11 protein-coding genes, 15 tRNA genes, 2 rRNA genes and 1 riboswitch are annotated in these 13,860 nt (G+C 45.3%); of the genes, 3 read left to right on the top strand and 25 right to left on the bottom strand.

Going from position 1 to position 13,860, the window contains the following annotated elements; all coding sequences use genetic code 11:
* Nucleotides 1-31 precede the first annotated feature (31 nt).
* Nucleotides 32-1,333 (top strand): NCS2 family permease, encoded by a 1,302-nt coding sequence (locus tag RIN81_RS00140; protein ID WP_309086769.1) that lies wholly within the window; start codon nt 32-34, stop codon nt 1,331-1,333.
* Between the two features lie 32 nt (nt 1,334-1,365).
* On the opposite strand, the gene wrbA is transcribed toward RIN81_RS00140, so the two are convergent.
* Nucleotides 1,366-1,962 (bottom strand): NAD(P)H:quinone oxidoreductase, encoded by a 597-nt coding sequence (gene wrbA / locus RIN81_RS00135; protein WP_309086768.1) that lies wholly within the window; start codon nt 1,960-1,962, stop codon nt 1,366-1,368.
* A 71-nt stretch (nt 1,963-2,033) separates the two neighbouring features.
* Nucleotides 2,034-3,170, bottom strand: coding sequence for a sporulation protein YhbH (yhbH, locus tag RIN81_RS00130; RefSeq protein ID WP_309086767.1), 1,137 nt, complete (start codon nt 3,168-3,170; stop codon nt 2,034-2,036).
* Between the two features lie 70 nt (nt 3,171-3,240).
* Here yhbH and RIN81_RS00125 point away from each other — a divergent pair, with 70 nt between their 5' ends.
* The gene (locus RIN81_RS00125; protein ID WP_309086766.1) at nt 3,241-3,417 is read left to right on the top strand and encodes a multidrug ABC transporter ATPase; all 177 of its coding nucleotides are present in this window, start codon (nt 3,241-3,243) and stop codon (nt 3,415-3,417) included.
* A 32-nt stretch (nt 3,418-3,449) separates the two neighbouring features.
* Here the strand turns inward: RIN81_RS00125 and RIN81_RS00120 are convergent, their stop codons facing one another.
* The 4 genes from RIN81_RS00120 to thiC all read right to left on the bottom strand — a co-directional run bounded on the left by RIN81_RS00120 (nt 3,450) and on the right by thiC (nt 9,213).
* A complete protein-coding gene (locus RIN81_RS00120; RefSeq protein WP_309086765.1) occupies nt 3,450-5,333 on the bottom strand; it encodes a PrkA family serine protein kinase in 1,884 nt (627 codons plus the stop codon).
* Nucleotides 5,334-5,740: 407 nt separating this feature from the next.
* On the bottom strand, nt 5,741-6,214 hold the full coding sequence (gene trmL, locus RIN81_RS00115) for a tRNA (uridine(34)/cytosine(34)/5-carboxymethylaminomethyluridine(34)-2'-O)-methyltransferase TrmL (RefSeq protein ID WP_251270604.1): 474 nt from the start codon (nt 6,212-6,214) through the stop codon (nt 5,741-5,743).
* Nucleotides 6,215-6,241: 27 nt separating this feature from the next.
* Nucleotides 6,242-7,378, bottom strand: a complete 1,137-nt coding sequence (queG, locus tag RIN81_RS00110; protein WP_309086764.1) for a tRNA epoxyqueuosine(34) reductase QueG — start codon at nt 7,376-7,378, stop codon at nt 6,242-6,244.
* 101 nt (nt 7,379-7,479) lie between these two features.
* Nucleotides 7,480-9,213, bottom strand: coding sequence for a phosphomethylpyrimidine synthase ThiC (gene thiC, locus RIN81_RS00105; protein WP_309086763.1), 1,734 nt, complete (start codon nt 9,211-9,213; stop codon nt 7,480-7,482).
* 111 nt (nt 9,214-9,324) lie between these two features.
* Nucleotides 9,325-9,440, bottom strand: a riboswitch (TPP riboswitch).
* Between the two features lie 138 nt (nt 9,441-9,578).
* Between thiC and RIN81_RS00100 the strand changes: the two genes are divergently transcribed.
* A complete protein-coding gene (locus tag RIN81_RS00100) occupies nt 9,579-10,094 on the top strand; it encodes a hypothetical protein (protein ID WP_309086762.1) in 516 nt (171 codons plus the stop codon).
* Between the two features lie 202 nt (nt 10,095-10,296).
* Here the strand turns inward: RIN81_RS00100 and RIN81_RS00095 are convergent, their stop codons facing one another.
* The 19 genes from RIN81_RS00095 to RIN81_RS00005 form a co-directional block, all read right to left on the bottom strand.
* Entirely contained in the window at nt 10,297-11,013 is a 717-nt protein-coding gene (locus tag RIN81_RS00095; protein ID WP_309086761.1) for a metallophosphoesterase family protein, read from the bottom strand.
* Nucleotides 11,014-11,131: 118 nt separating this feature from the next.
* Nucleotides 11,132-11,929 carry a hypothetical protein gene (locus RIN81_RS00090; RefSeq protein WP_309086760.1) on the bottom strand — a complete coding sequence of 266 codons (798 nt, stop codon included), beginning with the start codon at nt 11,927-11,929 and terminating at the stop codon, nt 11,132-11,134.
* Between the two features lie 231 nt (nt 11,930-12,160).
* Nucleotides 12,161-12,244: transfer RNA gene (locus RIN81_RS00085), tRNA-Leu, on the bottom strand.
* A 10-nt stretch (nt 12,245-12,254) separates the two neighbouring features.
* A tRNA-Cys gene (locus RIN81_RS00080) sits at nt 12,255-12,328 on the bottom strand.
* 13 nt (nt 12,329-12,341) lie between these two features.
* A tRNA-Gly gene (locus RIN81_RS00075) sits at nt 12,342-12,416 on the bottom strand.
* A gap of 6 nt (nt 12,417-12,422) precedes the next feature.
* A tRNA-Gln gene (locus RIN81_RS00070) sits at nt 12,423-12,497 on the bottom strand.
* Between the two features lie 6 nt (nt 12,498-12,503).
* Nucleotides 12,504-12,579, bottom strand: a tRNA-His gene (locus tag RIN81_RS00065).
* A gap of 30 nt (nt 12,580-12,609) precedes the next feature.
* Nucleotides 12,610-12,683: transfer RNA gene (locus tag RIN81_RS00060), tRNA-Trp, on the bottom strand.
* A gap of 8 nt (nt 12,684-12,691) precedes the next feature.
* Nucleotides 12,692-12,775: transfer RNA gene (locus tag RIN81_RS00055), tRNA-Tyr, on the bottom strand.
* Between the two features lie 17 nt (nt 12,776-12,792).
* Nucleotides 12,793-12,868, bottom strand: a tRNA-Thr gene (locus RIN81_RS00050).
* A gap of 7 nt (nt 12,869-12,875) precedes the next feature.
* A tRNA-Phe gene (locus RIN81_RS00045) sits at nt 12,876-12,948 on the bottom strand.
* 25 nt (nt 12,949-12,973) lie between these two features.
* Nucleotides 12,974-13,050, bottom strand: a tRNA-Asp gene (locus RIN81_RS00040).
* A 6-nt stretch (nt 13,051-13,056) separates the two neighbouring features.
* Nucleotides 13,057-13,130 (bottom strand) — tRNA-Met (locus RIN81_RS00035).
* Nucleotides 13,131-13,139: 9 nt separating this feature from the next.
* Nucleotides 13,140-13,215: transfer RNA gene (locus tag RIN81_RS00030), tRNA-Val, on the bottom strand.
* 3 nt (nt 13,216-13,218) lie between these two features.
* Nucleotides 13,219-13,293 (bottom strand) — tRNA-Glu (locus RIN81_RS00025).
* Nucleotides 13,294-13,318: 25 nt separating this feature from the next.
* A tRNA-Ser gene (locus tag RIN81_RS00020) sits at nt 13,319-13,410 on the bottom strand.
* A 5-nt stretch (nt 13,411-13,415) separates the two neighbouring features.
* Nucleotides 13,416-13,490 (bottom strand) — tRNA-Asn (locus RIN81_RS00015).
* Between the two features lie 21 nt (nt 13,491-13,511).
* A 5S ribosomal RNA gene (gene rrf / locus RIN81_RS00010) occupies nt 13,512-13,628 on the bottom strand.
* Between the two features lie 126 nt (nt 13,629-13,754).
* Nucleotides 13,755-13,860 (bottom strand): 23S ribosomal RNA (locus tag RIN81_RS00005); the annotation flags it as partial.

Here is a 13,860-nt window from a genome sequence, read left to right as displayed (position 1 = left end):
TTTTAATGCTTGTTTGTGGAGGAATGAAGAAATGTTTAAATTGAATGAACATGGCACGACCGTTAAAACGGAACTGCTTGCCGGCTTAACAACCTTCCTGACAATGGTGTATATCGTGGTGGTTAACCCGATTATTTTGTCAGATGCCGGTGTCCCATTTGAGCAGGTGTTTACGGCGACAATCATTGCAGCGGTTGTCGGAACACTTTGGATGGGCTTGTTCGCCAACTACCCAATTGCGATCGCCCCTGGTATGGGAATGAATGCGTATTTCGCTTACTCAGTTGTCGGGTCGCATGGCGGCATTACGTATGAAACAGCATTTGCGGCTGTTTTTATTTCAGGTCTTCTTTTTGTGGTTTTGTCTTTAACGCCACTTCGTGAAAAGTTGATCGAAGCAATACCCGAAAATTTAAAGCACGGTATTTCTGCCGGCATCGGCTTGTTTATTGCTTTTATTGGGCTTCGTCTGACCGGTATTATCGCGGCAGATCCCAGCAACCTTGTTAAACTCGGGGACTTAACAAGCCCCTCCGCTCTTTTAGCTCTGTTCGGTCTTGCAGTCACTATTATTTTAATGGTACGAGGCATTAATGGTGCACTGTTTATCGGTATGGTTATTACCGGACTTGTGGCCCTTTTTACTGGTCAGCTTTCTTTTAAAGAGGGCTTTATCGGCATGCCATCTATGCCAGACGGGCTTGTAGCGCTCAATCCTATTACAGCGCTTGGGGATGTAGTGAGTTATGGATTATATGCAGTTGTGTTTTCGTTTTTACTTGTGACTCTTTTTGATACAACAGGTACAATGGTTGGCGTTGCCCAGCAGGCCGGCTTGATGAAAGGAAACAAAATGCCTCGGGCGCGTCAAGCGCTTTTGGCCGATTCTGTAGCTACATCAATCGGTGCGATGGCCGGTACAAGCCCGACGAGTGCTTATATTGAATCGTCTACTGGGGTTGCAGCTGGCGGGAGAACAGGACTAACATCTGTTACAGTAGCTGTGCTGTTTATTATAGCTGCTTTTTTCGGACCGCTTGTTTCTGCTGTATCGGGCATATCTGCTATTACAGCTCCATCACTTATTATTGTTGGCTGTTTGATGATGCAAAACGCAGCAAAAATTAACTGGAATGAGCTTGACGAAGCATTTCCTGCTTTTCTTATTATTTTAACGATGCCGCTGACATCGAGTATTGCGACCGGCATCGCGCTCGGGTTTGTATCGTATCCGCTTGTGAAAATAGCCCGGGGACGCTACAAAGAGATTCATCCACTTGTATATATTTTTGCCGTACTGTTTCTCTACCAGCTTTTATTTTTACCGCACTAAAAAAATCCGCCCCGGTAACCGGGGCGGATTTTTTATAAAGAAGACAAAGCACTCGCAATCGAGACTGTCCGCTTCGCCTGATGTCTTACCGCTGCTTCCACGTTTTCTTTCATGCCATCTCTTCCTACTGACACACTTGTACCATATGGATTTCCGCCTGCTTCAAACAAGACGGGATCCGTGTATCCGGGAGCAGCGATAATAGCGCCCCAATGGTACATAGTCGTGTATAGCTGAAGAATCGTCTGTTCCTGTCCGCCATGAGCGTTTTGAGCTGAGGTCATAGCGCTGACAACTTTATTAGCCAGTTTTCCAGTTGCCCACAGGCCGCCGGTTGAATCGATAAATTGCTTGAATTGACCGGGTACATTGCCGTATCTTGTTGGAACGCTGAATACAATGGCATCTGCCCATTCTAAATCATCCAGCGTCACCTCTGGAATATCCTTTGCTTCTTCTACATGCGCCTTCCAGGCATCATTTTTTTCAATGGCCGACGCGGGTGCCGTTTCTGGAATTTTAAGAACTTTTACATTCGCTCCTGCTTCTTCTCCCGCTTCTTTCGCCCAGTTCGCCAATTGAAAATTTGTACCGGTCATGCTGTAATAAATCACCGCTAAATTTGTCATCTCTTGCTCTCCCCCTCATGCGTGGTTTCCTCCTACTGAGTTTGCCCGCTGAAGAAAAAAACGAAACCTTTTTATTTATCCGGCTGAAAAAAGTAGGAAAGTGCCGGATAGACGTCTTCTCTTTTACGAATGACGTAGGATTTAAACAGCGGGTTTTGGACTTTTCGAAAAGCAGACATTAGTGGTGTGGTCCGGTTGTACTGATTTACTTCCCCATAGCCGAACATGCGGCAGTGCGGCAGTATTTTTTCGAGCAATGCAACACACTGGGGATTGTCTGAAGCAAGATTATCGCCATCAGAAAAATGAAATGGATAAATGTTATACCGTTCCGGCGAATATTTTTTTTTCATCAGCTCCAGCACCAGCCGGTACGCAGATGAACAAATGGTTCCGCCACTTTCTCCTTTAGTGAAGAAATCATTTTCTTCCATCTGGAGCGCTTCTGTATGATGGGCAATAAATACAATATCAACCGTTGTATATTTTTTTCTTAAAAAACGAGTCATCCAGAAAAAAAAGCTGCGGGCGATATATTTCTCAAACGGCCCCATGCTTCCGCTCGTATCCATCATCGCGAAAATCACGGCTTTAGACTGAGGCTTTTTCTCTTCGGTAAAAGAACGGAAACGACGGTCTTCTGGGCGGACAGGGAAAAAAGACATCTCTCCCGCCAGTGCGTTTCGCTTAAAAGCTGCCATTAATGTTTTCTTTTTATCAATTCGTGCGGTTACACCTGTTTTACGGATGTCATTAATGGTCCAGTCCGTAATAACCGATTCCGCTTTTTCTTTTTCAGCGAGATTTGGCAAGGCCAGCTCAGAAAACAGAGCATCTTCAATTTCAGCCATGCTGACTTCTGCTTCATAAAAATCCTCCCCGCGCTGGTTTCCTGCTTTCTTGCCCTGGCCGGCCGCACTTTTTTCATCACCGCCTGCCCGGGCGATGGCGTCTCCAACTTCGCCTTTTCCTTGTCCGGTATGCTTGGATTTTTCATCGGAATAACGGATTTTATACTCCTGAAGCGAACGGATCGGCAATTTCACTGTCCGCTTGCCGTCCGACATAATTATTTGCTCTTCAGTCACCATATCAGCTAAATTTTTTTTGATCGCTTCTTTTACTTTTTGCCGATGGCGTTCCTGGTCATCATAGCCTTTTCGATGGAGTGACCAGTCTTCTTCTGATAAATGATAGGATGTGCCCATTTCATTTCCTCCCCAGGTTTTATTCCAATTAAAAAGGGTAAACTAGTATAAAAGAATAATGAGGTGACTCATGATGAATTTAAAGAAGCGTGAAGAACAGCCTATGAATTCAATGGTCACAAGCTTTGAAGACATGAAAATCCTTGGCCGTCAAATGGAGCGCCAGCGGACAAATGAAGAGCTGAAGCAGCATGAGCGACAGCCTGATCCGATTCAATTTGACGAATCAACCGATGGAAAACAATAACCCGGCTGCCTGCAACCGGGTTTTTCTTTTGTTTATCGGTTTAAAAGTCCTCCAACGTAGCGAAGCAATTCATTGGCTGAAACAGAATTGTAGCCGCATTCGTCAATTAAGCGTGCTGTGACTTCATTCATCTTTTTCAGCTGCTGTTCATCCGGCGTAACAGACGAAGTGGTAATTTTAACAATGTCTTTTAAATCGGAAAACAGCTTTTTCTGAATCGCTTCTCGAAGCCGATCATGCTCCCGGTAATCAAATTTTTTCCCTTTGCGTGCATAAGCGGAAATTCGAATCAGCATTTCTTCGCGGAATGCTTTTTTAGCGTTTTCTGATACGCCAATCTGTTCTTCGATCGACCGCATTAAACGCTCGTCCGGACTGACTTCCTCACCTGTGAGCGGATCGCTTAATTTCACCTTGTTGCAGTATGCTTCCACATTATCCAAATAGTTGTCCATTAATGCCCGGGCCGATTCTTCATACGAGTAAACAAAGGCTTTTTGAACTTCTTTTTTCGCCGTTTCATCGTACTGCTTTCTCGCTTCGGAAATAAACTGCAAGTATTTCGTGCGCATTTCCTTTGTAATGGACGGATGTGAATCCAGGCCGTCTTTTAATGAGCGCAGCACATCCAGTGCATTGATCGAATTGGTTCCTTTTTTAATAATGGCTGCAGAAATGCGGTTCATCACATACCGCGGATCGATTCCATCCATTCCTTCATCTGAATGTTCTTTTCGGAGTTCAATAGCATCAAGCGGCGTTAATCCTTCTACCACTGCTCCGTCATAAAGCTTCATCTTCATCACAAGATCAACGTTTGCCCGGCTCGATTCTTTTAAGCGCGTTAAGATGGTAAACATGGCTGCAGTACGGAACGTATGCGGTGCAAAATGAATGGAAGCCGCTTCACTTTCGTGTATCATTTTTTCATAAATTTTTTCTTCTTCGGTCACCTTGAGGTTGTATGGCACCGGCATAACAATCATACGGGAATGAAGAGCTTCATTCTTTTTATCTGCAATAAAGGAACGGTACTCTGTTTCATTGGTATGGGCAATAATCATTTCATCTGCCGAGATTAAGGCAAACCGGCCGGCCTTGAAATTACCTTCTTGGGTTAGTGAGAGCAGGTGCCACAGAAACTTCTCATCACACTTCAGCATTTCCTGGAATTCCATTAATCCCCGGTTTGCAATGTTTAATTCTCCGTCAAACCGGTAGGCACGCGGATCAGACTCCGATCCAAACTCAGCGATCGTTGAAAAATCGATGCTGCCGGTTAAATCCGCAATGTCCTGTGATTTCGGATCGGATGGACTGAACGTTCCAATGCCGCGGCGTCGGTCTTCTGAGAAGAAAATACGCTCAACCGGCACTTCTTCAATGCGGCCGCCAAATTCATGCTCAAGCCGGTAGGCATTTAGCGGTGACAATGATCCTTCAATGCGGATACCATACTCTTCATAAAAGTCATCCCGAAGATCCCTTGGAATTAAATGAAGCGGATCTTCTGCCATCTGGCAGCCTTTAATCGCATATACGGCGCCGGCATCTGTGCGGGTGTATTGCTCCAGTCCCCGCTTAAGCATTGATACAATTGTGGACTTCCCTCCGCCAACTGGCCCCATCAGCAGCAAAATCCGTTTGCGTACATCCAGCTTTTTCGCCGCCGGATGAAAATACTCTTCTACAAGACGCTGGATCGGTTCTTCAAGACCAAAAAGCTCGCGGTTGAAAAAGTCATAATTTCCATCTGTCATACCGAATGAGCGAATCATATTGTATATACGCGCATGCGCAGGCATTGCAATATGCGGCTTTTCTCTAAGAAGCTCCAAATACTCCCGGAATGTTCCTTCCCAGCGCAGCTTTTCTTCTTCGGCACGGCTTGATTGAATTTTATCGAGTATCGTCATAATTAGCTCCCTCCGCTCCGCACTCTAATGGGCGTATTTATCGGATTTTATGCGCCGGCGAAACCATTTATGAGAAAAAGAAACGTTCACATTCAATATTGCATCCGGTATAATAGGGAAAAATGAATGCGTTTACGCTACAGAAAGGGGCTTCTTTCCATGAGATTATTAGGTGTTCTTTTCGTATGTATTGCTTTTTTATCAGCGATTTTCACAGCGGGCTACAACGACAAACCGGGCGCGAAATAAAAAAAGCTGTACCGATTTTTTCGGTACAGCTTTTTTTTAAAAAGATATGTGATTATAACCATCATTCAACTTAGAGCGTCTTGCACTTTTTGCTCCAGACGGCCAGCTCCTCGATCATAAGCTGCCGGTCCTGAATGGCCGACTTGCGCTTTTCTGTATTAATACAGGTCCGGGAAGCCTTGCTGGCGAAGTGCCTCGTATATAAGAATGGCTGCCGTGTTGGACAAGTTAAGCGAGCGGACATGCTCATTCATTGGAATGCGCAGACAGCGGTCCATATTGGCCGCGATCAAATCTTTTGGAAGACCCGTTGTTTCTTTGCCAAACATAAAATAATGATCCTGTTCTGTATCGCTGTAGTCAAACTTAGCGTGATCCTGCTTACCGAACTTTGAAAGATAATACATATTTCCATCTGGATTTTTTTCAAAAAACTCTTCAAGAGAATCATAATACGTAATATCAACAAATTCCCAATAATCCAGCCCGGCACGCTTAAGCATTTTATCGTCGGTTGAAAATCCAAGCGGGCGGATTAAATGAAGCGGTGTACCGGTCGCCGCACACGTCCGCGCAATATTTCCGGTATTGGCCGGGATTTCCGGCTGGTATAGCACTACATGAACTGCCACAAAACTTCACTCCTTTTCAACTCATCATTATAACACGGAACCAATCTGTCCGAGTGCTTTTTTAATTTCATCCACCACTGTCTCATCTTCTTCGCGCTCTAGTGCTTTGAACAGCTGGGACTCTGCTTCTAAGCCGCCAATCTGCCCAATAGCATAAGCTGCTGTACCACGAAGAACTGGACGTGGATCGTTATGAAGCAGAGCAGCAAGGGACGGCAGCGAAGACGGCTCCCTGAAATGAGCCAATGCAATGACTGCATTTCGCTGAATCGGCTTTTTGCCGCGCCATGAACCAGACATCGCGCCAAACCGCTCCTTAAATTCCTTATTGCTCATCGATACAAGCGGCTCTAACAGCGGCTTTACTTCTTCCAGTGCCGGTGTCATTTCTTCATGGTTTAATGTGTGTTTCCCTTTATTGGCCGGGCAGACGGTCTGGCACGTATCACAGCCGTACAGCCGGTTTCCGAGATGTTTACGGAATTCCTCCGGCAAAAAGTCTTTTGTCTGCGTTAAATAAGCGATACACCGCTGAGAATTAAGCTGTCCTCCTTGAACGAGTGCACTTGTTGGGCAGGCGTCAATACATTTCGTACACGTGCCGCACTGGCTTTCCATCGGCGTGTCCGGTTCAAAAGGAATATTGGTCAGCATTTCACCTAAATACACGTATGAACCAAACTCCGGTGTAATAATCGCACAGTTTTTTGCACTCCAGCCGATGCCTGCCCGCTCCGCCACAGCACGGTCAGACAGCTCACCTGTATCAACCATTGATTTCGTTTGGACATCTGGCATTTTTTCTCTTAAAAATACTTCCAGCTGTTCCAGCTTTCTGCGCAGAACGAGGTGATAATCTTCTCCCCAGGACGCTCGGCAAAACAAGCCGCGCCGCTCTCCCTTTTTCCCTTTCGGAGCTCCTTCCAGCTTCGATGGATACGCAAGCGCGATGGCAATAATCGAACGCGGACTATCCATCAAGAGTGCTGGGTTTGTCCGCTTCTCAATATCTTTTTCCTCAAAACCGGATGCGTATCCCAGTTCTTGCTGCTGTACCAGTTTTTGCTTTAATTCAAGAAACGGATCGGCCGCAGCGAATCCGATTTTATCGATGCCAATTTCTTTGCTGTAGTCAATCAGTTCCTGCTTTAACTGCCGGTGCATTTCTTCTCCTCCGTTCCATAGAAAACAGGCAAACGGGAATCCCGTCTGCCTGTTTGTCGTTTTTCTTATTATTTCATAAAAAGGCGATAAAGTCGAGCATGTCAGCTGTAAATATGGCTTCCTGTTTCTACAAATTCCTTCGACTTTTCTTTCATGCCTTCTTCGGCTGCCTGCTTACGCAAATCATGAGAAATACGCATCGAGCAGAATTTCGGTCCGCACATCGAACAGAAATGAGCCGTTTTTGCTCCTTCTGCCGGCAGGGTTTCATCATGGTATTCGCGCGCCCGGTCCGGGTCAAGCGATAAATTAAACTGATCATGCCACCTGAATTCAAAGCGCGCTTTTGATAAAGCATCATCTCTTTTCTGAGCTCCCGGATGGCCTTTGGCAAGATCCGCTGCATGAGCAGCAATTTTGTAGGCAATTACCCCTTCACGAACGTCATTTTTATCCGGCAGGCCAAGATGCTCCTTCGGTGTCACATAACAAAGCATCGCCGTGCCATGCATAGCAATCATCGCTGCACCGATCGCAGAAGTGATATGGTCATATCCAGGTGCAATATCCGTTGTCAGCGGACCAAGTGTGTAAAACGGTGCGCCTTGGCAAATATCAATTTCTTTATCAATATTTTCTTTGATTTTATGAAGTGGTACATGTCCTGGTCCTTCGATCATTACCTGCACATCATGTTTCCAGGCAATTTTCGTCAGTTCGCCAAGCGTTTCAAGTTCCGCAAATTGAGCTTCGTCATTTGCATCGGCAATCGATCCCGGACGAAGGCCGTCTCCCAAAGAAACCGAGATATCATACGCTTTTAAAATTTTACAAATTTCTTCAAAATGTGTGTATAAGAAATTTTCCTGGTGATGAGCCAGGCACCATTGCGCCATAATCGAACCACCGCGTGAAACAATACCGGTTGTCCGCTTAATTGTCATTGGAATATATCGAAGCAGTACGCCGGCGTGAATCGTAAAATAATCGACTCCCTGCTCGGCCTGCTCAATGAGTGTATCCCGATATACTTCCCACGTTAAATCTTCTGCTATGCCTTTTACTTTTTCAAGAGCCTGGTAAATCGGCACAGTGCCAACCGGTACCGGCGAATTGCGGATAATAAATTCCCTTGTCGCATGAATATTTTTTCCTGTAGAGAGATCCATAATCGTGTCCGCACCCCAATGCGTTGCCCACGTCATTTTTTCTACTTCTTCTTCAATAGATGAACTTACTGCCGAGTTACCAATATTTGCATTGACTTTTACATGAAAACGGCTGCCAATAATCATCGGCTCATTTTCAGGGTGGTTAATATTGACCGGAATAATCGCACGGCCGGAAGCAACCTCCTCCCGAATCGTTTCTGCGTCCATGTTCTCACGAATCGCTACATATTCCATTTCCGGTGTGATTATGCCTTTTTTCGCATAATGCATTTGAGTTACGTTCTGGCCAGGAAGCGCCCGTCTTGGTTTATGTGCAAAATCCGCTTGAAACATCGATTCCGCTTCCTTGACCCCATTGTCTTCCGGCTTTACTTTTCTTCCTTCATAAAGCTCTGTGTCTTCTCTGGCTGCCACCCACTGCTCTCTTAAGCGTGGCAGCCCTTTATGTACGTCTGCAATAAAACCGGGTTCTGAATAAGGACCGCTTGTGTCATAAACGGTGATCGGTTCGTTTGAATGGGTTCCTGCATCTGTTTTCGTGTCGCTTAATTTAATTTGCCGGAATGGAACCCGGATGTCCGTTTTACTTCCTTCCACATAAACTTTTTCACTTGCTGGAAATTGTGCCTGCAGATCGATTTTTTCACTTTTCAAACGATTCATCTTATTTTCCTCCCTGGACTGCTGAAACCGATCTGGACACAGACACGTAAAAAATAAAAACGGGTTCTTTTAAAATAAAAGAACCCGTGAAATAGTTTAATGAACGGCTTAAAAACCGTGTCCCTACTTCCCTACGCTGGTACTGGCCAGATCAGGTTCGAAGGGTTAAAGAGCCTTAAAGCGCGCTCTTCTCTCAGTCCGGCTAACGGACACCCCTAGCAGTTGTAAATTATGAAGCTGTGTATAAACTGTAACACGATAAAAATCATCTGTAAAGCATTTTTTCCATGTAATGCTATTTATTTGCCCCAAAACCCTTCAAATGCTACGCTTATAACTAGTTTTTTATCAGGCGAACGGAGGCAATGCAGACTATTTCTTTAGCAGAAGCGGTGAAGTTAAAAAGTGTTTTAACTAAAAAAGTGCGTGAATTGGAGGAAGAATTACACCGCGTTGCTTACACAACGATTGAAAAAGGTGATTCTATTTCAACTCCTGTGCGGACCGTAAGCGCTGTAGAAGCAGAACTTCAAGAAGTTCGAAAAGACGCGCGCACACTGGACCGGCTCATGTACAAAGCCAATAGCGAAAACACCATTTCCTTTAAAAACGAAACCGTTCCCCTTGTAGAAGCGATTGAATGGGCGACGCAGCTTCGTGCAGAAGCACGGCTTTGCAAGGAAATGGGCGCTTCTTCAAAGGAGGAAATCCAATACGGTTATGCGGAGAACACCACTGTTTATAAAGTAGCTCTGTTCGAGCCTGAGGACTATCGGCAAAAAGCGATTCAGCTTGAACGGGAAGCTCATAAGCTTTCTAACTTAATTAATGCAAAAAATTACACCGTTACCATTGCCTTTAATGACGAAAAATATTTTTAACCTTGAAAAAGTGAGACTCTTTTTCAAGGCGCAGGATTGGGAACCTCACTTTATGAATAGAAAAGCAAACCAATCCCCGCTTTCCATTCACCTTGTGACCGATAATCAATCACCATCTAATGAGATGGCAATCCGCCCTTTAGATGTTTTTAAACGGTTTCTCCCTGCGAAACAGCCTCTTCTCTTCGAAGAGGCTGTTTATTTAAAGAGAAGCATTCTGAATGACAGACAGCATATTTTGATTCGGATAATTCACTTCTTTGTATTGGCTCATCACTTTGTCCGCATCAAATTCCACCCGTTCAATGGAAGTGCTGATCCGGTGTCCATCTGTTTCTACAATAGCGTATGAAGCTTTTTTAATGCCGTCAAACGGGAGGCCGACGCTGCCGATATTTATAACGACCTTTCCTTTTATATACCGAATATAAGGCTTATGGATATGAGCATAGATATATACGTCATTACTTTCAGAAAGCATTAATTTCGTTTCTAACACCTCGTCAGGCTCAGAAGAAGAAACAACGGTGAATAAGCTGTCTGGCGCTGCATGGAAAGCATGAACCGCCACACCGTCCAGATCGAGATGAAGCTCTGTTGGAAGAGCGTTTAGGTAATCGATATCCGCTTCTTCTAACTGCGATACAGTCCAGTCACGCTCTTGATTCATCAGCTCCAGCGCTGCCTCTGCTACTTCTCCTTTGTGAACACCTCGCACAACCCATTCATCCGCATTCCCTTTAATCACTTCTGTTTGAAGCCCTTGAATCAGCTCCAGCGACCGCTTCGGTTCCGGCCCGCGGTAACAAAGGTCGCCCAGTACATAAATTTTATCTACCTGCTTCGTTTTAAGATCATTTAGCACAGCTTGAAGTGCCACTGCATTCCCATGGACATCAGAGATAAAAGCTGCTTTCATTTTCAACATCCTTTTCTTTATAATTTTAAAGCAGAGAACCGATATGTATAAAAAATTATGACAAGCAGGCTTTTTACTGTAAAGAAATAAGCTCACCAATAAAGGTGAGCTTTAGGTTTTACTGAAGGTTATTTTTTTCTTTTTGCGGAGCGGAAGAATCAGACCCCTCGGCTTCTTCAAGCGCTTTTAATTCGGCGTTTGTCTGCGGAAATCCGTTTGCCTGCCATTCGTCGCGGTATTGGGCATCTAGTCCCGTCAGCCCTTCATATTCTTCTGCTTTTTCTGAATCAACACTCTCCACTTCGTCTTTTTTAAGTTCAGTGGACTTGTCATCAATAAATTTTGTTTTTTCAACGACCATGGTTTGCTCGTTTTTCTTAGAAGCAATACCATTTTTAATGCCTTTTACCACTTTTGTCGTTCCTGCTTTTAAACCATTACCGATTTTACCCACTGTACCAGAGCCCGTATCTCCTGATTCTTGTTTTTGTTGATATGCATTTAAAGCTAAAACGATTCCAGTAGTGAGTAATGCTGTAGAACCAACTACTACACCCATCGTCATTTCTTTTTTCTGAAGAGAGGAGTTCATCCGATCGAGCATCTCTTTTTCTTTCTCCATCATTTTCTGCTGTGCTTCAATTCCAGTCTTTACTCCCTGGATGGTTTTATTAATACCGCCCTTGATCATCTCTTCTTCGGTTTCAACGCCTGTTTTAATAAGGTCTGCTGTTTTTCCAGTACCAGCTTTTACCCCATTTTTAATTCCTTTTTTCACTTCTTTTACTGCACTAAATTTTTGATTCCGGTTTTCAACCATTTGCTTCTTATTGCTATACCCTTTTGTCATCTTTACAGCCCCTGCTGATGCCAAAGCTGAAGAACCGATAATGATACCCATAGTAGATGTTTTCATACATACCCCTCCAGTTTAAGTTTTAAGTTAATAAGGATATTACCGATTTGAAGGGATTTTAAACAATATCCATCACAGTTGATACTATTTATCTAGATGAATAACCGTAAACGTGTCATTAGAAGCGATGTAATCACAAACGAAATTTTTATTTGGTTAAGAACGCAGCGGTTTTAAATACGAAAAAACGAAAAAACCCTTCAACAGATGTTGAAGGGTTACGCCGTTTAATACCGGCGGCCGGGGTCGAACCGGCACTCCCGTGAAGGAACTGGATTTTGAGTCCAGCGCGTCTGCCAATTCCGCCACGCCGGCAAATACATAATGGAGGCGGCAACCGGACTCGAACCGGTGGTAAAGGTTTTGCAGACCTTGGCCTTACCGCTTGGCTATGCCGCCTTTATAAAAATGTTGGAGCGGAAGACGGGATTCGAACCCGCGACCCCCACCTTGGCAAGGTGATGTTCTACCACTGAACTACTTCCGCAAAAAATGGCTGGGCTAGAAGGATTCGAACCTTCGCGTGACGGAGTCAAAGTCCGTTGCCTTACCGCTTGGCTATAGCCCATTTATATGGGGCGATCGAGGGGAATCGAACCCCCGAATGTCGGAGCCACAATCCGATGCGTTAACCACTTCGCCACGACCGCCATAGTAAAACTTTATAAAATTGATCGAATTGGCAGGGGCAGTAGGAATCGAACCCACACCGGAGGTTTTGGAGACCTCTGTTCTACCGTTAAACTATGCCCCTGTATAAACTGGTGGAGGGGGGCAGATTCGAACTGCCGAACCCGAAGGAGCGGATTTACAGTCCGCCGCGTTTAGCCACTTCGCTACCCCTCCATCATGCATAAGCAAAATGGTGCCGGCAAGAGGACTTGAACCCCCAACCTACTGATTACAAGTCAGTTGCTCTACCAATTGAGCTACACCGGCAGCATAATGGCTCAGGACGGAATCGAACCGCCGACACAAGGATTTTCAGTCCTTTGCTCTACCAACTGAGCTACTGAGCCTTTCTTACAATGTTTCTATGTATAATGGCGGTCCGGACGGGACTCGAACCCGCGACCTCCTGCGTGACAGGCAGGCATTCTAACCAACTGAACTACCGGACCAAACAATTGCGGGGGCAGGATTTGAACCTGCGACCTTCGGGTTATGAGCCCGACGAGCTACCGAGCTGCTCCACCCCGCGATAACAATATGGTGGAGGATGACGGGATCGAACCGCCGACCCTCTGCTTGTAAGGCAGATGCTCTCCCAGCTGAGCTAATCCTCCAAATGGTGACCCCTACGGGATTCGAACCCGTGTTACCGCCGTGAAAGGGCGGTGTCTTAACCGCTTGACCAAGGGGCCAATATGTATGTTTGATAGAGTATACTGGCGGAGAGCAAGGGATTCGAACCCTTGAGACAGCGGTAACCGTCTACACGATTTCCAATCGTGCTCCTTCGACCTCTCGGACAGCTCTCCATAAGTGGCTCCGCAGGCAAGACTCGAACTTGCGACCGATCGGTTAACAGCCGATTGCTCTACCACTGAGCTACTGCGGAATAATCATATAAAAATTTTCCGCCAGGCGGCGTCCTGCTCTCACAGGGGGGAAACCCCCAACTACCATCGGCGCTGAAGAGCTTAACGGCCGTGTTCGGGATGGGAACGGGTGTGACCTCTTCGCTATTGCCACCTGACTTATTTTCGACATTTATTATTATAGCACAATAAATGAAATTTGCAAGAACTTTTTTGTTCTTTCAAAACTGGATAGAAGCGTCATTGTATGGGCAAAAACCTTTTGGTTACACGCCAAGTGTACATTGATTAAGTCCTCGATCGATTAGTATTCGTCAGCTCCATGCGTCGCCGCACTTCCACCTCGAACCTATCTACCTCGTCATCTTCAAGGGATCTTACTTACTTGCG

The organism is Domibacillus sp., from assembly GCF_031181085.1.
Classification (GTDB): Bacteria; Bacillota; Bacilli; order Bacillales; family Domibacillaceae; genus Domibacillus.
This window is presented reverse-complemented; position numbering and strand designations above follow the sequence as displayed.

What these genes read in the sequence shown, in the direction of transcription:
- yhbH (WP_309086767.1), bottom strand. Translation starts at nt 3,170, where the DNA reads ATGGGCACATCCTATCATTTATCAGAAGAAGACTGGTCACTCCATCGA.
- thiC (WP_309086763.1), bottom strand. Translation starts at nt 9,213, where the DNA reads ATGAATCGTTTGAAAAGTGAAAAAATCGATCTGCAGGCACAATTTCCA.
- queG (WP_309086764.1), bottom strand. Translation starts at nt 7,378, where the DNA reads ATGCACCGGCAGTTAAAGCAGGAACTGATTGACTACAGCAAAGAAATT.
- RIN81_RS00140 (WP_309086769.1), top strand. Translation starts at nt 32, where the DNA reads ATGTTTAAATTGAATGAACATGGCACGACCGTTAAAACGGAACTGCTT.
- RIN81_RS00090 (WP_309086760.1), bottom strand. Translation starts at nt 11,929, where the DNA reads ATGAAAACATCTACTATGGGTATCATTATCGGTTCTTCAGCTTTGGCA.
- RIN81_RS00095 (WP_309086761.1), bottom strand. Translation starts at nt 11,013, where the DNA reads ATGAAAGCAGCTTTTATCTCTGATGTCCATGGGAATGCAGTGGCACTT.
- wrbA (WP_309086768.1), bottom strand. Translation starts at nt 1,962, where the DNA reads ATGACAAATTTAGCGGTGATTTATTACAGCATGACCGGTACAAATTTT.
- RIN81_RS00100 (WP_309086762.1), top strand. Translation starts at nt 9,579, where the DNA reads ATGCAGACTATTTCTTTAGCAGAAGCGGTGAAGTTAAAAAGTGTTTTA.
- RIN81_RS00125 (WP_309086766.1), top strand. Translation starts at nt 3,241, where the DNA reads ATGATGAATTTAAAGAAGCGTGAAGAACAGCCTATGAATTCAATGGTC.
- RIN81_RS00120 (WP_309086765.1), bottom strand. Translation starts at nt 5,333, where the DNA reads ATGACGATACTCGATAAAATTCAATCAAGCCGTGCCGAAGAAGAAAAG.